This is a genomic window from Photobacterium sp. GB-36, assembly GCF_003026135.1.
GTDB lineage: Bacteria > Pseudomonadota > Gammaproteobacteria > Enterobacterales > Vibrionaceae > Photobacterium.
In genome coordinates this window covers 90788-113995 of record NZ_PYNY01000011.1, presented here as the reverse complement: position 1 = coordinate 113995, position 23208 = coordinate 90788, and the positions used below count along the sequence as shown (strand labels likewise).

The following is a 23208-nucleotide window of genomic DNA, read 5'->3' as shown; positions in this document are numbered from 1 at the left end:
GCAGGAACTCACGTGTACCATAATCAATATGTTATATTATAACACAAATAATACCTAAGCAATTTGCTCAACTATTTTATAGGTTATCGGCTAACGTCATTAATTTAGATAAAATAACTTCTCCAGCAACACCTAACCCATTATGTTCATATTCATTTGTTACCCACACTTTAGCCTGATTTAACCCTGCTAGTGTTTGGCAACTTAAATCATAATCAACATACATATCATCAACATAGACAGCAGCAGCAACGGGAACGGTATTGTTCGCTAATTGCTGAGCATCATATAAGCAAGACCAATCATCTTTCACTGCAAGTAATTCTGCCGCAATCTTTAGTGGTTGTAAGCAATGCAGTTGATCGAACATCCACGGATAGACCATCTCCCCTGTGAAGAAGAAATCCCCTCCCTTTGCGTAATTAAATTGCGGGTATTCACTCCGTACACGTTGCGCTGACCAGCTCGACGCTTCATGTTGGCAATATATAGATTCATGCAAAATAGCGTAGATAGGATTTGTCTGATAGCTTTGCTCTAATAACATTTGGTTTAAAAAGCTGTAGCTCAACTCAGGTTGACCACCAACTTCAACAAAAGCTTCATCAAGCATGTAGTACATCGCTAAATCACCACCACCTCGACCTAAATTAATCCCCCACAGTTGGAATTGTTCAACAGTAAATCGTTGACCATTAGGTAACCGAACATCATTGTCCAATAAGAAATTAGCAATATCGACACATTGCTGTTGTGCATTAGGAAAGCGAGAAAAGAAACTATTATTTTTACCGAGTACACGTTTATAAGTTGCACGGTAAACGTTATCAGCATGCCCTGTTATCGGTGGAATACCACCCGTTAAATAAGCACGTGTTAATGACTCAGGGTAATAAGATAAATAATGCAATGCACAGAACCCACCAAAGCTTTGCCCCAAAATAGCCCATTGTTTAATATTTAATGCTTCACGAATAAATTCAGCATCTTTAACAATATTATTAGCGCGAAAATAACTTAAATAGTTTGTTTGCTGCTCTGGTGTTTTATCAGACAAAGTTTGATGAGAAACCGGAGTACTTTTCCCTGTACCTCGTTGATCAAGCAGTAATACGCGGTATTTTGTTAATGCCTGCTTAAGCCAACCTGAATTGCCCGTCGGGCGTGGCGATGGAAATCCAGGTCCTCCTTGTAAATAAACTAACCACGGTAAATCATCATTTTCATGATCTTGCTTCACCACTTCTCGAGCATAAACAGTAATTTTTTCTTGATATGAATCTCTATAATTCAGCGGAACAGTAAACCAATGTGATTTAAATAGTAAACCATCACTTTTATATATTTTTTGCATTTACTGCAACTCCATTATTGGGTCAATTAATAATACAATATTTAACATAAGGTTATATAACCGTTAAAATATATAACCACAAGTGCTAATTTTCTAGTCATTTATTCAATAATTGTATTTATATTTGAAACAAACAGCTAAAGAATAATAGAATATACCTAGTTAGAATCGATGCTAATTTAAATATCATGAATAACAATTTATTACTTCGTTGGAAGCAACCTTTTATAATTCTTATTATAGGTTTAGGCTCTATCTTTTTAATGCAGTATTTTATAAAAGTTAGTTTATTCCAATATGGACTGTATAATCGTGTCAATTTAAAAAATAAAGCCAATGAGCCGGATACCATGGTATTTGACTCAGGCATAGACGCGTTAGTGCCTACATTTTACCTTTCTGATAATGAGGGGGTTGCTCTATCTACAGGTATAGAAAAGTTAATACCAAAGCTAACTTTTACATGTTCAAAACATGATATTAAAGAAATGCGATTAGCAAATGATTTGTAGAGTAACATTCATTATCTTGGACTGTTCACTCCTCACAGTAGTTGTTCAAATTACGGGATAAATTCACCTATAAGTGATAACTACAATAAAGAAAATGCAATCACGCTTGAAGACTATGTGGTTACTTCATATTTAGGCAGTCGCTTGAAAATAATTCGTAATTTGCCTAATGATACCCATTTAATCACAATTACCGACCCATTAAATCGTCAACTTTATTTTAATAACACAAATGATAATAATGTTGTTATTAATATTATTTATAAGGATAAAAAATTCAAATCCAGTCGAAGATTAAAAAAAATATCTTTTATCATGAATTTAAAAAAAAGCTGACAAAAAACATTTATCTTGAAGTTTTTGTAACTAAAAAAGGATTAACGGATATTGTTCATTCAGAACTTTTAATGGTTAATGTTTTTTTATGCATTCTACTTGTTATTACATGTATATTTTTAAGCCTTCGCCCTCAACAACGAACAGTTAAAATGGCTATTGAACGGGGTATTAAACGCAAAGAGTTTATCCCTTTTTACCAGCCTATTATTAATTCAATGACAGGCTCAATTATCGGTTGTGAGAGCTTAATTAGATGGTGTAAAGCAAATGGTGAAATTATTTCTCCTGCTAACTTTATTGATATTGCCGAACAGAATAAACAAATTTACGAGATAACAGATCTTTTAATATCACAAGTAGCCGAGGATCTTTCAAAACTAAATAACATCCATGACAACTTTTATATCAGTATTAATGTCATACCGCGTCAACTTCAAAATCAAACGTTTGCAACAAAATTACTCAACACATTATCTTCAGCGCAAGTGTCTAATCACCGTGTTGCGATAGAAGTAACCGAGAGAACTCAGTTCACAAACGTAACCTCAGCCAAAGAAGTGATGCAGCGATTAATTGACCATGGTATTTCCATTAAGCTCGATGATGCAGGAACGGGGTTCGGTGGCTTTAGCTACTTTCAAGAGTTACCCATCAGCACCTTAAAAATTGACAAAATGTTTATTGATACAATCGGTACTTGTGACGTTAAAGCCAATATATTAAACGCTATTATCAGCTTTGGAAAAGAAGCAAAATTGACCATGATTGCGGAAGGTGTGGAAACACAAGAACAAGTCAATTATTTAAGAGACCAAGGCGTATTTTTAATTCAAGGTTTTTATTACGCAAAACCAATGCCCTTTTCTGATTTAGAGAAATATATTAATAACAATTTAAAAAAGATAATCATTAGAGACTAACGAGAATATAATGATATTTATTCTCATTCAGTTTTTTCATATATGAAATCTTTATTCTTTTTTTTAAATTACACGGCATTAGAATAAAAGCGTATATTTATCTTATCAGAGAAAGAGATATTTATATCTCTATATCGTATGCCATAAATAATAGGTTTTATGGCGGGAGATGATGTTCCTCCTTTAACCGCCTTTCAATAAAGGATAATGACGTCTAACAACATTCGACTTTAAATCGTCGAGGACCGTGTATTTGTTTAAATGGATATTTATAATTTTAATTAATTATATTAATTTTTGCATTCGTCGCGTTGTTATTTCATTTTTGTCCTCTTCTATTTTCTGCTCGATAAAGAATTATCAATTCAACACGGCTGAGCGTTATACAACTCTTTCCTACTCTGAGTTTTATAATTAGTAACGCGGTGTCTAGTGAGGCAGAGCAATGCAATACTCAACTGAAGTACAAAATATGTGTCCTATCTCTCGTGGTCCACATCACGAGTCTGCACCCATTCCTGTTGAAGGTCGCTGGGTACAACCTAAAGATGTTATTGCAATTTCTGGTGTTAGCCACGGTTGTGGTACTTGTGCACCACAACAAGGTGCTGCAAAACTAACTTTAAACGTGAAAAACGGTATCATTGAAGAAGCATTAATCGAAACTATCGGTTGCTCAGGTATGACTCACTCTGCAGCAATGGCTTCAGAAATCATCACTGGTAAAACTATCCTTGAAGCACTAAATACTGACCTAGTATGTGATGCTATCAACGTTGCAATGCGTGAAATTTTCCTTCAATACGTTTACGGTCGTACACAAACAGCTTTCTCTTTAGACGGTCTACCAATTGGTGCTGGTCTAGAAGACCTTGGTAAAGGTTTACGTAGCCAAGTAGGTACGCATTACGGTACTCGTGAAAAAGGCCCTCGTTACATGGAGATGGCTGAAGGTTACGTTACTAAAATCGCACTTGATGACAACGACGAAATCATCGGCTACCGCTTCGTTAACATCGGTAAGATGATGGAATCTATCGGTAAAGGTGTTCCAGCAGATCAAGCAATGGAACAAGCAACAGGTCAATATGGTCGTTTTGACGAAGCGGTTCGCACAATCGATCCTCGTCACGAATAATCAGCCAAGCTGTTATCCATATATTCAATTACACCTAATTTGCTAAATTTATTGAGGATTTTATCATGGCTGCATTATTTGAAAGCTTTGATCGTCGTATTAACCAAATCACACCCGTTCTAGAACAATATGGTTTTTCTTCACTTGAAGAAGCGCGTCAATACATCGAAGATAAAGGTGTTAACGCTTACGATATCGTAAAAGAAACCCAACCAATTGCGTTTGAAAACGCATCATGGGCATATGTTCTAGGCGCTGCAATCGCACTAAAAGAAGGCGCAAAAACAGCGGCTGAAGCGGCTGAGTTTTTAGGCCAAGGTCTACAAGCATTCTGTATCCCAGGCTCTGTTGCTGACCAACGTAAAGTGGGTTTAGGTCATGGTCGTCTAGGTGCGCGTCTTCTAAGCAATGAAACTCAGTGTTTTGCATTCCTAGCAGGTCACGAATCCTATGCTGCGGCTGAAGGTGCAATCAAAATCGCGCTAAACGCAAACAAGGTACGTACTAACCCATTGCGTGTTATTCTTAACGGTTTGGGTAAAGATGCAGCTTACCTTATTGCGCGTATTAACGGCTTTAACTATGTACAAACTCAGTTCAACTACACGACTGGTGAACTTGAAATCGTTAATGAACGTCGCTTCTCTCAAACACAACGTGGCGAAATTAACTGTTACGGTGCTGATGATGTGCGTGAAGGTGTAGCGATTATGCACCGCGAGAATGTTGATATCTCTATTACAGGTAACTCGACTAACCCTACTCGCTTCCAACACCCAGTGGCTGGTACATACAAAAAAGAACGTCTAGAAGCAGGCCAAGATTACTTCTCAGTTGCATCAGGCGGCGGTACTGGTCGTACTCTTCACCCAGATAACGTAGCGGCAGGTCCTGCATCTTACGGCCTGACTGACACCATGGGTCGTATGCACTCTGACGCTCAATTTGCTGGTTCTTCATCTGTACCTGCTCACGTAGAAATGATGGGCTTAATTGGTATGGGTAATAATCCAATGGTTGGTGCAACAGTGGCTGTTGCAGTAGCAATTGAGCAAGCGCAAACCGCGTAAGCAGAAATTTAAAATCTTTATCTTCAAATAACGATAAAAGGCATGGTTTTAATTAACCATGCCTTTATTTTTTCAGCTAGTTGTTAATTTTGTTGAATATAAGAAAAAAATCTCTAAAATCCTCGGTACTCAATAAACTTGATAACACTTATACCTATAAAAAAGCAGGCTTATAGGTATAATCGGCTGTAATTAAGTTAAATCGTATTACGTCATTCAGTTAAATATTATTGCATGACTTAGTTAAGGAAACATCATGATCCAAGTAGTAGGTCACAAAAACCCTGATAGTGATAGCATTTGCTCAGCACTAGTTTGTACAGCGTTTCTTAAAGCACGTGGTCTTGAAGCGACAGCAATTCGTCAAGGCGAAATGAACCGTGAAACTCAACACATCCTTGAACTTGCTGGCGTTGCAGCTCCTGAGCTACGTACAAGTGTTGCTGGCGAGAAAGTATGGTTAGTTGACTACTCTGATCTTGCTCAAGCACCTGACGACCTAGCAGACGCTGAAGTTGTAGGTATTGTTGACCACCACCGTCTAGGTGATGTAATGACAATCAATCCAATGGAAGCATGGATCTGGCCTGTAGGTTGTACTTGTACTGTTCTATTTAACCTATTTAAGATTGAAGGCCACGAAATCACACGTGAACTTGCTGTTCTTATGATGTCTGCAATCCTATCTGACACTGTTGGCTTCGCATCGCCAACATGTACACAAAAAGATAAAGACGCAGTACACGAGCTTGCTCAAATTGCTGATGTTCAAGATCTTGAAGCATTCATTAAAGCACTACTAATTGCAAAGACTGACATTGAAGGTCTTACTGCTGCGCAATTAGTTGATAAAGATCTTAAAGGCTACCCTTTCAACGACCGTGACGTTGTTGTTGGTCAAATTGAACTTGCAACACTAGAGCAAGTTGACAGCATGATTGAAGAGCTTCAAGCAGATCTACAACGTCGTTGTGACGAAGAAGGTTTAGCGATGGCAGCACTAATGCTAACAGATATTACAACAAGTACGACTCGCCTACTTTACACTGGTGATTGGAACAACATTTTAGACGCGCATGCAAAAGATGGCGTTCTAATGATGGAAAATACGCTAAGCCGTAAGAAACAAGGCTGGCCTTGGCTACAAACAGTACTTGCTTAATTATTAGGTTTTAGTACTAGCCACCAAATATGACGCGATAGGAGCTCTCTCTTATCGCGTTTTTTATTCCAACACATTCTATAGTTATCGATATAAACTATCGTTATTAGCTGTCATTTTTTTCTGAAGCCAATACAGTGACCTTCTTTATTTTTGTCCTTTTTTTAAACAATTTATAATTTACACGACTGACATTAGAGCAAATACTTTAATTTTAAGCTCATTTTATTTGTATAAAAAAACAACGTGAAGAATAAAACACAGCCAAACAAACGCTATTTATGTGACAATTGTCAAATTTACTTAGTATTCTTTTTAGGTATACATATACTTCTCTCTCTAAAAATAATGCCGCCATTTAGCACCCCAATGGAAGAGCAAGAAGCTAATAAAAAGAGAGACAGTTAATGTCCATTAAAAAACGTTATATTACATGTGTTATTGGTCTAGCCATTTCGAGTCAAAGCTATGCTGCTGGCTACCAAGTATCAGAACATTCAGCTGCGGGTTTAGGTCGTGCCTACGCAGGCGATGCTGCCTTTGCTGATTCTGCCGCCGTGTTAGCTCGCAACCCTGCCGCGATGACCTTATTTAAACACGCAGAAGTTTCTACCGTAGCAAGTGTTGTCATACCTTCTGTTGATATTTACGATCATAGCTTTGATCAAGGCGCAAAAAATATCGCCCCCGTTAGCTTTGTTCCTGCGGGCTATTATATTCAACCAATCAATAACAAAGTCGCGGTTGGTCTTGCACTTTTCAGTAATTACGGTGTAACAACAAAGTACCCTAACGATTTCAACGCAGGGTTATTGGCAGGCAAAACGTCCCTTGAAACATTCAACTTTAATCCAAATATTGCCTACCGTTTAAATCCACACTTCAGCATTGGCGGCGGTGTTAGCCTTGTTTATGCTAATGCCGAGTTTGATCGCCGTTTAGGTGTACTTTCATTGGCGGTTCCTAATAGTCAACCAAGTGACAATGCAATCAACTTAAAAGGCACAAGTTGGGGCTGGGGTTGGAATATTGGCGCACTTTATGAATTAGATCAGAATAACCGTTTTGGCCTAAGTTACCGCTCACAAGTTAATCTTAATTTTGATGGTGATTTTACCGATTATTTAGGCTCAATAACCGGTAAACCACATAACACTGTTTCTGCTAACCTTTCGTTACCGCTCCCTGCTATCGCAGAGTTTTCTGGTTTCCATCAACTAAATTCACAATGGGCGATCAGCTATAGCTTACAGTGGACACAATACAACAAGTTTAAAGAAATTCGTGCCACTAGCTCACAATGTAAGCCAGGCTTTAATGGTCAAGTTGGTACCTGTTTACTGAAAAAAGAAAATTACAAAGATACCTATCGTTGGGCTGTCGGTACGACTTACACAATGAATGATGAATGGACACTTCGTTACGGTTTTGCCCTTGACCAAAATGCAGGCCAAGCAACACTAAGTATTCCAGATACTGATCGTTACTGGTATTCAGCAGGTGCGACTTACCACTTCAACCCAGATCTTTCTGTCGATATGGGTCTTTCATACATTCACAGTAAGAAAGCCACCTTCGTTGAAGATAACAGTACGTTTACCTCTCGTGGTAAAGCGTATCTTGTCGCTGCACAGCTTAACTATCGCTTTTAATGCGTTGTAACTAATTAATTATTTGGAATAAATAAAATGAAATTTAATTCAATCGCATTAATCGTCGCGTCTGCATTAAGCATGGTTGGTTGTGGTGGCGGTAGTCAAACGACCGTTAAACCAACCATTGATCCTGATATTGCAGACAGCTTAAAAGCAGAAACAAAAATTGATTTTGATTTACTGTCAGCTAATAAAACCATTGTGATCCCTAGCTATCTAGGTATGGATGCACAAGATGGCACATTAGCGACACGTGAAGGCGCAACTGCACCTGAAATCGCAATGGGACAAACCGATGGTTGGAGTACAACTCAGCCTATTACGATTAATTTTAAAGGTAAGGCACTTGATCCTGCAACAGCAGCGAATAGCTTTTACTTAATTAAATCAGGCGATCCTACCAACCCTGACGATACCACACAGCCTACACAATTATCCCAGCAAAACGGGGACTTTATGGTGACGGTTTCTGGCAATAGCTTAATTGTAATGCTGCTTAAGCCTCTGGATCCATCAAGTAACTATATGTTTGCATTAACAAATGATCTTAAAGATGTAAATGGTAAAGCGGTAGGTATGAGCAACTCTTACGCTTTACTAAAAGCTGATAGCACGCCACCAGCCAAAGCATTAATTCCAGCTCAAAAGATCACCCATGCAACAGAGGAAGCATTCCATAATATCGTTAAAAAACGGGATATCATTTTCTCTTCATGGTTTACCACATTATCTGTTGGCGATGTATTGTATGCTGCAAAAATGGCGACTCTACAGACAATTTCAAAACAAATTGAAACAGATGAGCCTGTGATTGCTAGTGACGACATAGCAAACCAAGATAATCTCTATAAAATAACACGACCGCAACTTGGTGGAGCAGATGGAGCAACAACACCTGCTGGTAATGAGATTTATACTGGAACCATTTTTCTTCCTTATTATTTATCTACAGACAGCCATAAAATATCCTCAGCCCCTAACGCACCAGAGAAATATTTAGTCAGCCCTTGGAAAAGTGATATGCCAAGCCTTGCGAAAATTAAATATATTCTGACTAACGGTAGTGAAGCTGATAAACGCGCGATTGCTTCTCAACTTTCAGATCTACATATCTCTGACATAGATCTTGCAAAAGTAGCAACAGATAAAGCGACACAAATTAAAGTACTAACAGCACTGAAAGGTCAAAAGTTAACGCTAGCTAATGGTAAGCAACTCGATCCAGAAAGATTGATCACTCGTTATAGTCCTGTTCCCCAACTACAATCAGTTGCGGCAGTACAATATAATTTAATCATGCCGAAGTTGGACAAAGAAAACCAAGAAAAATGTAAGCAGTCAGGTTACAGCGTGACGATTTTCCAACACGGTGTAACATCAAATAAAGAGCAATTTGTTTATTCGAATCCAAGCTTACCTGACAAAATTATTGGTAATCAATGTCGAGCTATTTTTGCTATTGATTTACCTCTTCATGGTACTCGAGGTGTCGGTGGTAAGAACGCTTCAGAAGATCCAAAGATGTTTCTAAACTTTATAGATCTTGCTGTAGCTAGAGATAATTTACGTCAAAGTGTTATTGATGTTGTTAACTTGCGTGCAATCATAGGCAAAGTAATAACAGACTCTGATCCTAGTGAATTAGGGGAACAACTGTCAGCATTATCTCTTAATAATGGTGTAAGTTTTGCTGGTCACTCTCTTGGCGCTATTACCGGTGTTGATGTCGCAGACATCGCGAACAGAACTGTATTTAATGACCAGTATAATAAAACGTTATTTAATATTGATACCGTTGCACTCGCAAACCCAGGTGCTGAAATACCATACTTACTACTAAACTCGCCAAGTTTTAGTGATCTCATTAAAGGTGGAATAGTTGACGCGACTAACCCATCATTCTCTAAACAATGTGGTAACACAAATCTTGCATTGTGTTTTAAGAGCTATATTGCACAGCTAAATACAAGTAAAGATTCAGGGAACTCACTGGCCCAAATAACACTCGATACTTTAAATGACAATTTTAATAAGTTTGCCTATGCCGCGCAAACCGTCATGGACCCAGCAGATCCAATAAATCACGCTTCATTTATTCCAAAAACAACCGCTGTTTTATTAGAAGAAATGAAAAATGATATGGTGATTCCAAATAAATCAACACAAGGCACGGATCCAATTTATTCACCATTTACAGGAACTACGCCACTTCTAAAACCACTACAATTGACTCAAACACTCAAGTCTGTAACAGGGTCACCTCTGAAAACAGCGGTGAGATTTGAGGGTGGATATCACAGTTCAGTGCTTACACCTCTGAATCCATCCGAGCTATCACAGCCCGCAACAGAACAAAGTATTGCTGCAACAAATGAAATGCAGAGTGTTATCGCCTCATTTATTAATAGTAAAGGAACATCGCTTACTATTAATAATGGCAGTGTTATTACTTCATTTTATGATTAATAGATAACAAAGAGACAATAGCCGAGTAAGCAATTCTTACTCGGTTTACTCATTTCGCATGTACTGCATTAAACTGCTTTTTTCATTTAAAATATTTGAAAAACAATCTACAAACTTACGTCCAATTATCTTTCCTTCTCGATAATCCATTTCTAAATCATCTTTGCTACTCAATAGGGCTCGGCTCTTCAATGACTTTTCAGGCGCTATTTGGATAACTTGTAACCCATCGGGTGGATTCACTAAAAAATCATTCATATCTTGGTGAGTTTTGTAATATTGAAGTAACATTTCAATTACGTCGGAATTATTACTCTGCCTCGCTAATTTTAATAAACGCTCAATATTCATATGTGATAGCCAACTTTTATTACCAAAAATAGGCAGCTTCAATGCCTCTTTACTTTTACTATCCAAATATGAAAGTTCTTTCTGTATATCATCTTTATCTTTAATATCGATAGTGTCGTTACGGTATTGTTCTCGCCACTGTTCAAAACGGTGACTTAATTCATGATGAACCGTTTTAATTTTATCTACCGATTCATTAAGGCTAAGCTTATTAATATAATAGGGTAAGTAAGTTTCAACACTTTCACGCCAGTCATCAAAGATCCCCTTATCGGCATGATTGTCATGATCAAGAGGCTCAGTTCGAATCACAATAACCAGATCAGCCCCTCGACGCCATGCTTCTTTAGCCGGTATCGCAGCGCTCACACCACCATCAACCCATTCCAGCTCATTCATATTAACAGGTAAATTGTATAAAACAGGAATAGCACAACTCGCACGCAAAACTTCATACCAATCATCTTGGTACATCGGCATATAAATATCTTCAAGGGTATCTTTACGTGTTGCGCAGGCGAATGCCTGTCGATGTTGTAGGGTTCTTTTCGCGGTATGAAAGTCGAGGGCTAATTCGCCAGTAGGAGAAACGACTTGCAGCGCCCAATCAAGGTTCATTGGCTGTTGTTTGCTTAAGTACTTATACAAGCTAAAAAATTTATCTGTTGTCGTATAGTTTTGAATAAACTGATAGCCGAAACGTGGCTGACGGCTAATAAATGAAGATAAATTGAGAGCACCTGCAGATGTGCCTATATACAAAGCAAAAGGATCAAACTCGTGTGCTAAGAAACTGTCTAAAACACCAGCCGAAAAAATACCTCGCTGTCCCCCACCCTGAACAACTAATGCTATTTTCTTATTATGTGCATCAAAAAGCCGTGATGAAAAATGTGATATCGATTCTTCATCAAAAGCACTCAAACTAAACGGCAGATAATTCATTTCTCCCCCAAAGGTTAGAAAACACTCTGACGTAATATACGTATTTAATTTAAGAGTTGGAATCGCTTATAAAAAACAAGTTAAAGAAATTAAAGCTCTATCTTATCTTTTTAACTTGCCATTGTATTACGCTAATAAGGCTACTGCTGCGTAACTAAAGATTGTCGTTAGCGTCATTGTTGCTGTAACTACAGCAAGTTTCAAATTACTATCCATACTTCGCCCCTTAAAATCTTTCAAATGTAACATTTTGTTAATCACAGTATAGTTATGTTACAGCTTTGTTATCAATTAAATTGTACAGAATTTAAGATAATTATCACATTAATATCAATACTGTATATTGCATTAAATTGTCCACTGTCATCACGGACTATCGTTTGATGACATAGTAGAAGTGAGCACATTATTTTCTTGGGTTGGAACGCCATTGAAATCATTACATTTTGCTTTCAACAAATGTTAGCAGGGACATCAAATGAAACTTGCGACAGCACTGCTTATTATGGTTTTAGTGCTAACAGCGGAATTTGCAAAGTGATTAACGCCGCCTATCGATATCAAACAGTCATTAGATAGCTATAATGAAAAAGCAGAAATTAGTTGCAGTAACATGCAAATAGCCCTTTAAAATATTGCTCTTATTTTCACACCTTCCTATAAAATAAGAGCAATTATCAACGTAGTGCGGTGACATTTCATCCCAATTTCCATTGAATAAATAAATCTATTATCAAATAAACAACAAAATACTGTATTTCGATTTAATAACATCCATCGCTATTATAAAATTAATCTATATTTAAACTTTATTTTTATTCCTTACGTTAACCATTATCACAGTAATGAATAATTGAAGAAAAGGATGCTTAAAATGAAACCGATTTATATTGGTTTAGTTACCGTAGTTGCCAGTTTTAATACCGTTGCAAAACCGGTGGATTGGACACCAGGTATCAGTGGTGATATCTCGCTCTTGGCTGCATACACTAAAACAAATTCACAGTTTGATTCTGATAATGCCACCACCTCAAATTTGAATTCATCAGGTGATGATCAAGGTCACACACGTATCGCCCCACTTGGTACACTTTCATATACTTTCAGCAATGCTAAACAGCAATTATTTTTTGGTACTGATCGTTCTGATGTCGCTTTAGGGCGTTTCCATACTGAACTTGGCTTTCGCCAACAACTTCAAGGAAACGGCACTGTTTCGTTAAGTTACATTCCTGGGTTATTAGAATTAAAAACATGGCAAAACCCCTATTTAACAGGGGAGCCACGTGTAAAAACAGGAAGTAATGTGAAAGCGGTACGTGCGCAGTGGGACAATATTGCTGGCTCTATGTACTCATTAGATACTGCATATGGTCGTTATGAAGTAGATCAAGAAAAAAGTGGAGAAGGCTTAGCTATCGATCAAAATCTACTAGATAGAAACGCAAAACTCTTTTTTGTAGAAGGAAGCCACCTACTTCCACTGAGTCGAACACAAATGCTTCGTACCGCATTAAACTACAGTGGTATTGATGCTGACGGTAAAGCAATGTCTGCCGATATTTTTGGGGGTTCAGCCACTTTTATTCAACTCTTCCAGCGTTCAAGCCTAGCTTTTACTTTAAGTTATAAGAAAGCTTTGTTTGATGCAGAAAACCCTATTTTTGATAAGAAACAAGAAGAAGACCGTTTAGGTGCCTTCCTAGCTTATGAATACAAACAACCATTTGGTTGGAAGAATTGGGGCGTTGTTTCATTAGTGGGCTACAACACCACACAATCAAATATCAACTTCTATGATGCAGATACTATGCTTGTTAGCTTAGGTATGAACTACACCTTCTAACAACAATAAATGCCATCCCTTCTTCATTGTAAGCGATGAAAATTATGGCTCTGTTATGATACAGAGCCATAAATTTTACGAGACATAACACTACTTTTCTATTAGATTAACAGCACTTTACCAAAGTTAAAGAAACGTTACTGAGTATTATGGCTGTTAATAATCGCACTGCCGATGCATCACAAGAATCTCTGCATCGAATTTTTACAGTACCGGAAGCCCCAGATTCAACACTGGGTATGATCGAAAAAGAGCTATCAGAAAACTTAAATGAATTTCTGCGTACTCACATTGCTGCAACAGAAAAACCACTACTCGAAATAGAGAAAGACTTCTCCGATCCAGCAATCCCTGAAATACCGAGCTTTGTCTCCGAGCATACCCAATTTCTATTAAATAAGCTGGTTTCGCAATCAGTCCACACCTCAGCGCCAAGCTTTATCGGTCACATGACTTCTGCCCTGCCTTACTTCATGATGCCGCTCTCTAAAATCATGATCGCGCTGAATCAAAATCTCGTAAAAATCGAAACCTCTAAAGCTTTCACTCCACTTGAGCGACAAGTTTTAGGGATGCTTCATAAGCTCATCTTCAATGAAAATGAAAGCTTCTATCAGCAATGGATGCATAGTGCTGACCATTCCTTAGGTGCTTTTTGTTCTGGTGGTACGATTGCTAATATCACAGCCTTATGGGTAGCAAGAAATACAGTCCTAAAACCTGACGGGGATTTTAAAGGTATTGCCCAAGAAGGATTATTTCGTGCTATGAAGCACTACGGCTATGAAGATTTAGCGATCTTAGTGTCTGAACGTGGCCATTACTCGTTAAAGAAATCAGCAGATGTATTAGGCATTGGTCGAGATAGCCTCATTTCAATTAAAACTGATGATGATAACCGTATCAACATCGACCACCTACAGTCGACGTTAGCTGATCTGAAACAGCGTAACATTAAACCCTTCGCCATTATTGGTATTGCAGGCACAACAGAAACAGGCAATGTTGATCCTTTAGATCAATTAGCAGATATTGCCACTGAGCACGATTGTCATTTCCATGTTGATGCAGCTTGGGGTGGCGCGACATTAATGTCTAATAAGTACCGTCATTTATTGAAAGGGATTGAACGCGCCGACTCTATTACAATCGACGCTCATAAGCAGTTGTATATTCCTATGGGTGCGGGCATGGTGATCTTTAAAAACCCAGAGCTCATGACGGCAATTGAACATCATGCTGAATATATTTTGCGTAAAGGATCGAAAGATTTAGGTAGTCACACCTTAGAAGGGTCACGAAGCGGTATGGCTATGTTACTATACGCTAGCATGAATATAATTAGTCGCCCTGGCTATGAATTGTTGATTAACAATAGTATTGAAAATGCACGTTATTTTGCTGATTTAATTAAACAACAAATAGATTTTGAGTTAGTTACTGAGCCTGAGCTTTGCTTGCTGACTTACCGTTATGTTCCGGAAGCGACGCAAGAAGCATTGTTAATCGCTACAGATGAAGAGCGCGAAACATTACTGGAGTTACTTAATGACTTAACCAAGTTCATCCAAAAACGTCAGCGTGAATCCGGTAAATCATTTGTATCTCGTACCCGCATTACACCGGAAAAATGGCAGCATAAGATAACAACTGTGTTCCGTGTCGTATTAGCAAACCCACTCACGACAGAGACCATCTTACAAAACGTGCTAAGCGAACAACGTCAATTAGCAAAAGAAAGTACCATTAGTCTGCCAAAAATAGAAAACTTAACCGCAGAAATAATGAGAAAAAAGACCGCAAATCGATATAAATAAGCTGTTTATCTATATTATTTTTTTTATTATTTAGTGTTAACGCCCAGTTTTACTGGGCTTTTTGCATTTTATAACCATTAACAATCAAAAAATTCTATGTCTATCTTATGAATAATCTGCAAATCAACTATGAACAGCACATTATTGTAGTATGAATAGCTTCAATAATTGGCCAAATATCTACTTTCATCTATCGCATAGTGTTTCTTATTTCTAAGATAAGTATTCATTGCTCTATTTTGAGCACTGTTCAATAAATTGCCTTATTCACATTCTGTCATTATTTTTTTGTGTTGTTAACGATATGATCTCAATGTTGTTCTTTATTCTCATTACTAATGTTAATGAAAAGTTTAAATAAATGTATGCATTTGAGAATGGTTAACAATTACAGTTTTTGGTTAAAAAACAAGCAAAAAGACACCTCTTCATTGATTGATTTATATCAAGAAATTAGCTCATTTTTTTCTAGAAAAAAGGCCATATCACCGAATGATATGGCCTTTTTATTTCAAAATGTTTCACTGCAATATGCAATTTTTGATATCAGTTATATCTAGTATTGAAGGAAATTAATCCCCTGCAAACATATATCCTTCACCGTGAACGGTAACAAAAATCTGTGGGTTCTTTGGATCTAGCTCCATTTTAGAGCGCATACGACGAATTAAAACATCGATGGTTCTGTCGTTTGGCGCTTCTACTCGATGGCTTAACATGTTCAAAATTCGTTCACGGCTTAGCACCACATTTGGGTGTGAAGAGAAAGCAACTAATAGCTCATATTCAGCTTTAGTTAGCTTCACTGGAAGACCATTATGAGTCAGCGCTCGTTTGTTAATATCGAACTGCCATTCGCCAAAACGAATGATGTTATCTTCTTGCATTTCGACCAACGTTTCGTCACGTGCTTTTTCCACTAAGGTTATGCGCCACAACAAGTTTTTTACTCGAACAAGGAGTTCGCGAAGCTCAAAAGGCTTAGTGACATAGTCATCTGCACCCATCTCTAAACCCACAATTCGATCGATACTATCAGTACGTCCTGTGACCAAAATAATACCCACTTCAGAGCGACTACGAAGCTCACGTGTAAGCATCAAACCATCTTCGCCAGGAAGGTTAATATCAAGCATGACGAGGTCGATTTTTTCAGTCGCCATGATCTCTCGCATCTGTGCGCCACTATCCGCTTGGCTAACCTTATATCCTTCATTCTCAAAATACCCGACCAGCTTAGTACGGGTAACAATTTCATCTTCCACAACAAGTACGTGATGAGTCATGTTTGTCTCTTTTAGTTTTTTAGGTGTTCTTACGAAACGTTAGCACAAACCGTAGTTATTCACAATTTGTCATAAACATGAGTTTGCTATTCATTCGTACCGTTAACCTTATTCACATCGTGGACATAAGATTACCCCATAAAATTTATAACGTCACCGTAGCTTACGGTGGGCATTCATTCTTAAATGGAATCATTCAACATGAAAAAACTTTGGCAGATGTTGACAAAACCAAGTAGCAAGTATTCGATTCTTGCTCTTGTATTTGTTGGTATTGTTATCACCCTTGTTGGTATCTTTGCTGCACATAAAGGTTTTGAGCACGCATCAACCAATGAATTCTGTATCGGTTGTCATACCATGCAGCAAAACTTCGATGAGTATAAAGAATCTGTTCACTTTAAAAACGCTTCTGGTGTTCGTGCTGATTGTGTTGACTGTCACCAACCTAAAGATTTAGTTGGTATGGTTCAAACTAAGCTGATGGCATCAAAAGATGTATATAACCAATTTATTACTAAAAAGATTGATACGCCTGAAAAGTTTGAAGAGCACCGTTTAGAATTAGCTCAAATGGTATGGGATCGAATGAAAAAGCAAAATTCGAGTACCTGTAAGAGCTGTCACAATTACTCTGCAATGGATCACGCTAAACAATCACCTGAAGCTGCTGCTGCAATGACAGACGCTGCTGCAAAAGACATGAACTGTATCGAGTGTCACAAAGGTATTGCACACGAACTACCAAACATGGCTGGCGGCTTCCAGAAAGACTTCCAAGGCCTACAAGCAGAAGCAGCTGCACAAGGTGCAACCGCTGACAAGCTTTACTCTCTTGGTGAGAAAGATATGTTCGCCACTGACGATGCTAACGCTAAATCAGAAGGTAAATTACTACCAGCGTCTGAAGTAACGGTACTTGAACGTAAAGGCGACATGCTAAAAGTTGAAGTAAACGGCTGGCTAGAGAAAGCGGGTAAAGGTCGCGTTATGACAGAATACATGGGTAAGCGCGTATTTAAAGCGACTATCCGTGGTGACATTAAAGCTAACGAGAAAATTATTAAGGAAGAAACTGATCCAGCAACTGACATCGTATGGCAGAACGTAACAGTACAAGCATGGATTACTAAAGCTGACATGATCGATAGCATCCAGCCTATCTGGAACTATGCAGAAGAAATGTACGGCTCTACTTGTAACGCTTGTCACGCGGCGCCAGCACCAGGCCATTTTACTGCAAATGGCTGGATCGCAAGTCTGAAAGCCATGAGCTCTTACTACCGTCTGTCTAAGACAGAAGAACGTACGCTACTGAAATATCTTCAGAACCACGGTAGCGATACAGGCGGTGCAGGGGCGCACTAATCCTGCAGCCTAATAACAAATAAATGATAGGCGGGTGATATCACTATCCCCGCCCCATCGATAAAAATTAAAGTTTAAGGATTCTCCAACATATGGCGACTCAAACTCATAAAACTGGCATCTCACGCCGCCGCTTCCTATCTGGCCTTGCAATGGCAAGTGCTGCATCGGTTGTAGGTCCTAGCCTTCTTGCTCCTCGTAAAGCAATGGCTGCAGAAGAAGCAAAAGCAGCGTTTTCTGGCGAAGTGTTATCTGGCTCTCACTGGGGTGCATTCCGCGCTAAAGTTGTTGACGGTGTTTGGACTGAAACAACGCCATTTGAAAAAGACAAGAACCCAACAGATATGATCCAGGCGGTACGTGAAGTGGTTTATAACCCTGCACGTGTTAAATACCCAATGGTACGTATTGATTGGCTAAAGCAAGGCTACAAGTCAGATACAACACAGCGTGGTAATAACCGCTTTGTACGTGTGCCATGGTCTCAAGCGTTAGACTTCTTCTACCATGAGATGGAGCGTGTTCAGAACAACTTCGGTCCAAGTGCACTGTACTCTGGTCACACAGGCTGGCAATCAGTGGGTAAACTGCATAACGCAGGTACCATGATGAAGCGTGGTGTTGGCCTTCACGGTACCAGCCTAGGTAAGATGGGTGACTACTCAACAGGTGCTGCTCAGGTAATTCTTCCTTACGTTGCTGGCGCAATGGAAGTTTACGAGCAACAAACATCATGGCCACTAGTACTTGAGCACACTGACACTATCGTTATTTGGGCATCTGACCCAATTAAAAACCTGCAAGTGGGTTGGTTAGTACCAGACCACAGCCCATACCAGTACTATGATCAACTTGCAGAGAAAGTGAAGAATAAAGAAATCAAAGTGATCTACGTCGATCCTGTGGTTTCTAGCACACAAAAAGTGGTTGGTGGTGAGCAGATCCGTGTTAACCCACAGACTGATGTTCCATTAATGCTTGCTATTGCACATACGCTATACACTGAAAACTTATACAACAAAGACTTCATTGCTGATTACACAACTGGCCTTGATAAGTTCATGCCTTACGTTCTTGGTAAGACTGACGGTGTTGTTAAGAACCCTGAGTGGGCTGAAAAGATCTGTGGTATCAAAGCTGATGATATCCGTGCTCTTGCGCGCACAATGGCAAGTGGCCGTACGCAAATCATCGGTGGCTGGTGTCTACAACGTATGCAGCACGGCGAACAGTACGCGTGGATGCTCGTTGTACTTGCAGCAATGCTAGGTCAAATCGGTTTACCTGGTGGTGGTTTCGGTTTCGGCTGGCACTACAATGATGCAGGTTCAATCACCTCGAATGGTCCACTAATGTCAGGCTTTAGTGGTGTTACAGGTGTTGCTCCAATTCATAACGGTTCATTTAACGGTTACTCTACTTTCATTCCAGTTGCTCGCTTTGTTGATTGTATCGACAACCCAGGCAAGACCATTAACTACAATGGTCAGAAGATTAAGTACCCTATTATGAAGATGGCGATCTTCAGTGGTAACAACCCATTTGGTCACCACCAAGATCGTAATAAGATGATCAAGGCTTGGACTAAGTTAGAAACTGTTGTATCGATTGAGCACCAGTGGACAGCAACTTGTCGTTTTGCAGATATCGTATTACCTGCAACAACAACTTACGAGCGTAACGATATCGAACAGTACGGTAACCACTCTAACGCAGGTATTATTGCCCTTCGTAAGATTGTTGAGCCAATGTACGAATCGAAAGATGACTTTGAGATTTTCCGTGAGCTATGTTCTCGCTTTAACCGCGAAGAAGCATTCACTGGCGGTAAGACGCAAATGGAAATCATTGAAGAGATCTACAACGGTGCGCGTCTACAAGGCCGTGGTCTAGGCGTTCGTATGCCTAACTTCAAGAAGTTCTGGGAAGGTGAAGGTTTCATCGAGTTCCCTGCGGGTAAAGAGTGGGTTCGCCACGAATCATTCCGTAAAGAACCTGACCTTGAGCCACTAGGTACGTCTTCAGGTATGATCGAAATCTACTGTAAGACTATCGCAGATATGGGTTACAAAGACTGTCAAGGTCACCCAATGTGGTTTGAAAAGACTGAACGTAGCCACGGTGGTCCTCGCTCTGATCGCTTCCCGATCAACATGCAGAGTACGCACCCGAAAGATCGTCTACACTCACAGCTATGTTCGTCAACGGATTTCCGTGCGACTTACGCTGTTGCTGAGCGTGAGCCTATCTTCATGAACACTGAAGATGCTGCTGCTCGTGGTATCAAATCTGGCGATATCGTACGTGTATACAACGACCGTGGTCAGGTATTAGCAGGTGCTGTTGTAACAGATGATTACCTACCAGGTGTTTGTCGTCTACAAGAAGGCGCATGGTACAGCCCATTAGAAGGCGGTAAAGTAGGTACTATCTGTACTTACGGTGATCCAAACGTATTAACAGAAGACATCGGTACTTCTAGCCTAGCGCAAGCAACATCTGCAGCTGCTGCCCTAGTTCAGATCGAGAAGTACACAGGTGTTGTTCCTGCAGTAACAGGCTTTAACGGTCCTATCTATGAAGAAGGTATCGACCCACTGTTCCCTGCTATGGATAAGTAATTTTACTTAGCTAGTTGATTAAAATAAGGCGATGAACGAAAATTCATCGCCTTTATTTCACCTTTTTAAAATAGATTCCAATATAATGTCTTAAGTTATATTTGAATGTGTTTTATCTGTCTGGAGTGACAATGCAAGAATTTATTGCTTTCAACGAACAACGTGCAGAGATCTACTGGTGGATGTCATCACTTTTCGCTCGCGAACTCACTGATGCAGATCTACATGAATACCACGGTGGTGAAATGTACACATTCCTTTCAGGCTTAGGCATGACCGAGGAATTAAAAGCCCCCGTTGAAGCTTTTCGCGAAGTAATTAATCAATCAAACACACGTCCTGATGAACAACTTGAGCTAGCGGCAGATTTCTGTGGTTTATTCTTAAGTACACCAAAAACAGGCGCGCTACCTTACGCATCTATGTATGTAGGTACTTCTGGTTTACTTAACGATAAGCCAGCACAAGATATGAATGTACTAATGAATGATTACGCGATTGCACAGCGTAAAGAATTCAATGAGCCAGCCGATCACCTTGCTGTTGAATTGGATTTCATGGGTAACCTTATCATCATGGCAAACCAGCAAGAAACTGAAGAAAAGCGTGAAGAGCTAATGCAAGCACAGCTTTCTTTTATTAACACTATGCTGCTTAACTGGTTACCACTGTTTGTGAAAGAGTGTCAAAGCCGAGATCAATTTGGCTTCTATGCTGCAGCGGCTAATTTATTATTGGCATTCTGTAAACTTGATGCGGCTTTCCTTGCCGGTGAATAATCAAGCAACATGTTAATAATTAAACCTCAGTATCGACTGAGGTTTTTTCTATCTGCATTTCAAATACACAAAAAAAACTAAATACTTCTAATTTTCTATTTTTTCCTCTCTCGGTTAAATATTATTTATTTTTTATCCGAAAATTAAGTTGCATATTCAAGCATATTATTCGCATTTGAAATCAATACCACTTATTACGTTGATATTTTTAATCTTTAAATTTCAAAATCTTAAGCTCACCATTGACACCGCGAATTAATGAAAAGAATTCTCATTAAGAATATCAATGAGTTATTTATGCATCCCGCCATTTTTGATTTTTTATATTGTCATACAAAAATCAAAAATCTGATATAGATCAATCATCTCTCATCATTACAAGCATAAGATCTGTACGCTATTCCCTTAGCGTATAAGTATTCATAATAAACAAGGTTGATAGATGGACTCGCATGCAGCCCTTTTCGAACTAGGCAAGAAGCGTCTTGCAGAGTTACGAGCAATGAAACCTCTTCGTGAGGAATCATTCAAAGATAAATTAGAACAAAATGGCATTACCCGTCGTGACTTCATGATTTGGAGTGCCACTATTACATCCCTACTGGCTTTACCTTTACCGTTTAGCACCATGGTTGCAGAAGCTGCAGAGCTTTCCGATCGCGTGCCTCTTATCTGGTTAAGTCTTGCAGAATGTACTGGCTGTTCTGAATCACTAACACGTACAACCACGCCAGATATTAGTACCCTTTTATTTGAACATGTTTCTCTTGAATACCAAGAAGTATTAATGGCAGCGGCTGGTCAACAAGCTGAAGAAAACCTCGAAAACGCAATGAAAGCGTACAAAGGCAAATACCTATTAGCAGCAGAAGGCGCGGTTCCTACTGCTAATAACGGTATTTATCTTACGCTTGGCAGCAAAGCTGAAACCGGTATGTCACTGATAAAGCGTGTGGCTAACGATGCAGCAGCCGTTATTTGTGTGGGTACTTGTTCTTCTTTCGGTGGTGTACAGGCAGCTCGTCCTAACCCAACGGGTGCGAAAAGCGTAGGTGCCGTGATTGATCGTCCAGTGATTAATGTTGCAGGTTGCCCACCAAACCCAGCCAACATCACGGGTACATTGATGTACTACATTATGTTTGGTCGTCTTCCTGCTCTTGATATGTTTAACCGTCCTAAGTGGGCATATGGCGCACGTGTGCATGATAACTGTGAGCGTCGTGGTCACTTTGATGCCGGTGAATTTGTCACTGAATTTGGTGATGACAACGCAAAGCAAGGGTACTGCTTATTTAAAATGGGTTGTAAAGGTCCATACACGTACAACAACTGCCCTACTGAGCGTTTCAACGCGCACACAAGTTGGCCTGTTCTTGCCGGTCATGGCTGTATTGGATGTTCTGAACCAGATTTTTGGGATGAAATGGCGTATTTCGAAAAACCATTAAGCCGTCAACCTTTACATGGTTTAGATGCCACTGCCGATACCATTGGCGCTGTGACATTAGGCGTTACTGCTATAGGTATTGGTGCTCACGCAGTGAGTAGTATTTTTGCAAAGAAAGTCGAGGAATAA

General features: G+C 39.2%; 17 protein-coding genes and 1 riboswitch. Of the genes, 13 read left to right on the top strand and 4 right to left on the bottom strand.

The window, feature by feature from the left end:
• Positions 1–76: 76 nt before the first annotated feature.
• Positions 77–1354, bottom strand: a complete 1278-nt coding sequence (locus C9J46_RS12035; RefSeq protein WP_107290947.1) for an alpha/beta fold hydrolase — start codon at positions 1352–1354, stop codon at positions 77–79.
• Between the two features lie 188 nt (positions 1355–1542).
• Between C9J46_RS12035 and C9J46_RS21800 the strand changes: the two genes are divergently transcribed.
• The 7 genes from C9J46_RS21800 to C9J46_RS12005 all read left to right on the top strand — a co-directional run bounded on the left by C9J46_RS21800 (position 1543) and on the right by C9J46_RS12005 (position 10616).
• Positions 1543–1866 carry a hypothetical protein gene (locus C9J46_RS21800; RefSeq protein ID WP_233217746.1) on the top strand — a complete coding sequence of 108 codons (324 nt, stop codon included), beginning with the start codon at positions 1543–1545 and terminating at the stop codon, positions 1864–1866.
• 488 nt (positions 1867–2354) lie between these two features.
• Positions 2355–3125 (top strand): EAL domain-containing protein, encoded by a 771-nt coding sequence (locus C9J46_RS21795; RefSeq protein WP_233217745.1) that lies wholly within the window; start codon positions 2355–2357, stop codon positions 3123–3125.
• Positions 3126–3281: 156 nt separating this feature from the next.
• A riboswitch (Fluoride riboswitch) is annotated at positions 3282–3349 on the top strand.
• Positions 3350–3570: 221 nt separating this feature from the next.
• Positions 3571–4263, top strand: a complete 693-nt coding sequence (locus C9J46_RS12025; protein ID WP_005368217.1) for an iron-sulfur cluster assembly scaffold protein — start codon at positions 3571–3573, stop codon at positions 4261–4263.
• Between the two features lie 65 nt (positions 4264–4328).
• On the top strand, positions 4329–5333 hold the full coding sequence (locus C9J46_RS12020; RefSeq protein WP_107206433.1) for a GGGtGRT protein: 1005 nt from the start codon (positions 4329–4331) through the stop codon (positions 5331–5333).
• A 256-nt stretch (positions 5334–5589) separates the two neighbouring features.
• Positions 5590–6495 carry a manganese-dependent inorganic pyrophosphatase gene (locus C9J46_RS12015; RefSeq protein ID WP_107206432.1) on the top strand — a complete coding sequence of 302 codons (906 nt, stop codon included), beginning with the start codon at positions 5590–5592 and terminating at the stop codon, positions 6493–6495.
• 407 nt (positions 6496–6902) lie between these two features.
• Positions 6903–8147 carry an outer membrane protein transport protein gene (locus C9J46_RS12010; protein WP_107246979.1) on the top strand — a complete coding sequence of 415 codons (1245 nt, stop codon included), beginning with the start codon at positions 6903–6905 and terminating at the stop codon, positions 8145–8147.
• A 36-nt stretch (positions 8148–8183) separates the two neighbouring features.
• The gene (locus tag C9J46_RS12005) at positions 8184–10616 is read left to right on the top strand and encodes a VolA/Pla-1 family phospholipase (RefSeq protein ID WP_107290946.1); all 2433 of its coding nucleotides are present in this window, start codon (positions 8184–8186) and stop codon (positions 10614–10616) included.
• Between the two features lie 45 nt (positions 10617–10661).
• On the opposite strand, the gene C9J46_RS12000 is transcribed toward C9J46_RS12005, so the two are convergent.
• Complete coding sequence (locus C9J46_RS12000) at positions 10662–11912, bottom strand: patatin family protein (protein WP_107206429.1); 1251 nt, start codon at positions 11910–11912, stop codon at positions 10662–10664.
• A gap of 126 nt (positions 11913–12038) precedes the next feature.
• Entirely contained in the window at positions 12039–12128 is a 90-nt protein-coding gene (locus C9J46_RS11995) for a YnhF family membrane protein (protein ID WP_107206428.1), read from the bottom strand.
• A 658-nt stretch (positions 12129–12786) separates the two neighbouring features.
• On the opposite strand from C9J46_RS11995, the gene C9J46_RS11990 reads away from it, so the two are divergent.
• Together C9J46_RS11990 and panP are read left to right on the top strand one after the other, a co-directional pair.
• Complete coding sequence (locus C9J46_RS11990; RefSeq protein ID WP_107206427.1) at positions 12787–13758, top strand: DUF2860 domain-containing protein; 972 nt, start codon at positions 12787–12789, stop codon at positions 13756–13758.
• A gap of 149 nt (positions 13759–13907) precedes the next feature.
• A complete protein-coding gene (gene panP / locus C9J46_RS11985) occupies positions 13908–15575 on the top strand; it encodes a pyridoxal-dependent aspartate 1-decarboxylase PanP (protein ID WP_107290945.1) in 1668 nt (555 codons plus the stop codon).
• A 572-nt stretch (positions 15576–16147) separates the two neighbouring features.
• Here panP and torR read toward each other — a convergent pair.
• Complete coding sequence (torR, locus tag C9J46_RS11975; protein ID WP_107206424.1) at positions 16148–16861, bottom strand: two-component system response regulator TorR; 714 nt, start codon at positions 16859–16861, stop codon at positions 16148–16150.
• 201 nt (positions 16862–17062) lie between these two features.
• Between torR and torC the strand changes: the two genes are divergently transcribed.
• From torC to C9J46_RS11955, 4 genes are all read left to right on the top strand, one after another.
• Entirely contained in the window at positions 17063–18229 is a 1167-nt protein-coding gene (gene torC / locus C9J46_RS11970) for a pentaheme c-type cytochrome TorC (RefSeq protein ID WP_107206423.1), read from the top strand.
• Positions 18230–18321: 92 nt separating this feature from the next.
• The gene (torA, locus tag C9J46_RS11965; protein ID WP_107206422.1) at positions 18322–20850 is read left to right on the top strand and encodes a trimethylamine-N-oxide reductase TorA; all 2529 of its coding nucleotides are present in this window, start codon (positions 18322–18324) and stop codon (positions 20848–20850) included.
• A 131-nt stretch (positions 20851–20981) separates the two neighbouring features.
• A complete protein-coding gene (torD, locus tag C9J46_RS11960; protein ID WP_107290944.1) occupies positions 20982–21629 on the top strand; it encodes a molecular chaperone TorD in 648 nt (215 codons plus the stop codon).
• A gap of 442 nt (positions 21630–22071) precedes the next feature.
• On the top strand, positions 22072–23208 hold the full coding sequence (locus C9J46_RS11955) for a hydrogenase small subunit (protein ID WP_107206420.1): 1137 nt from the start codon (positions 22072–22074) through the stop codon (positions 23206–23208).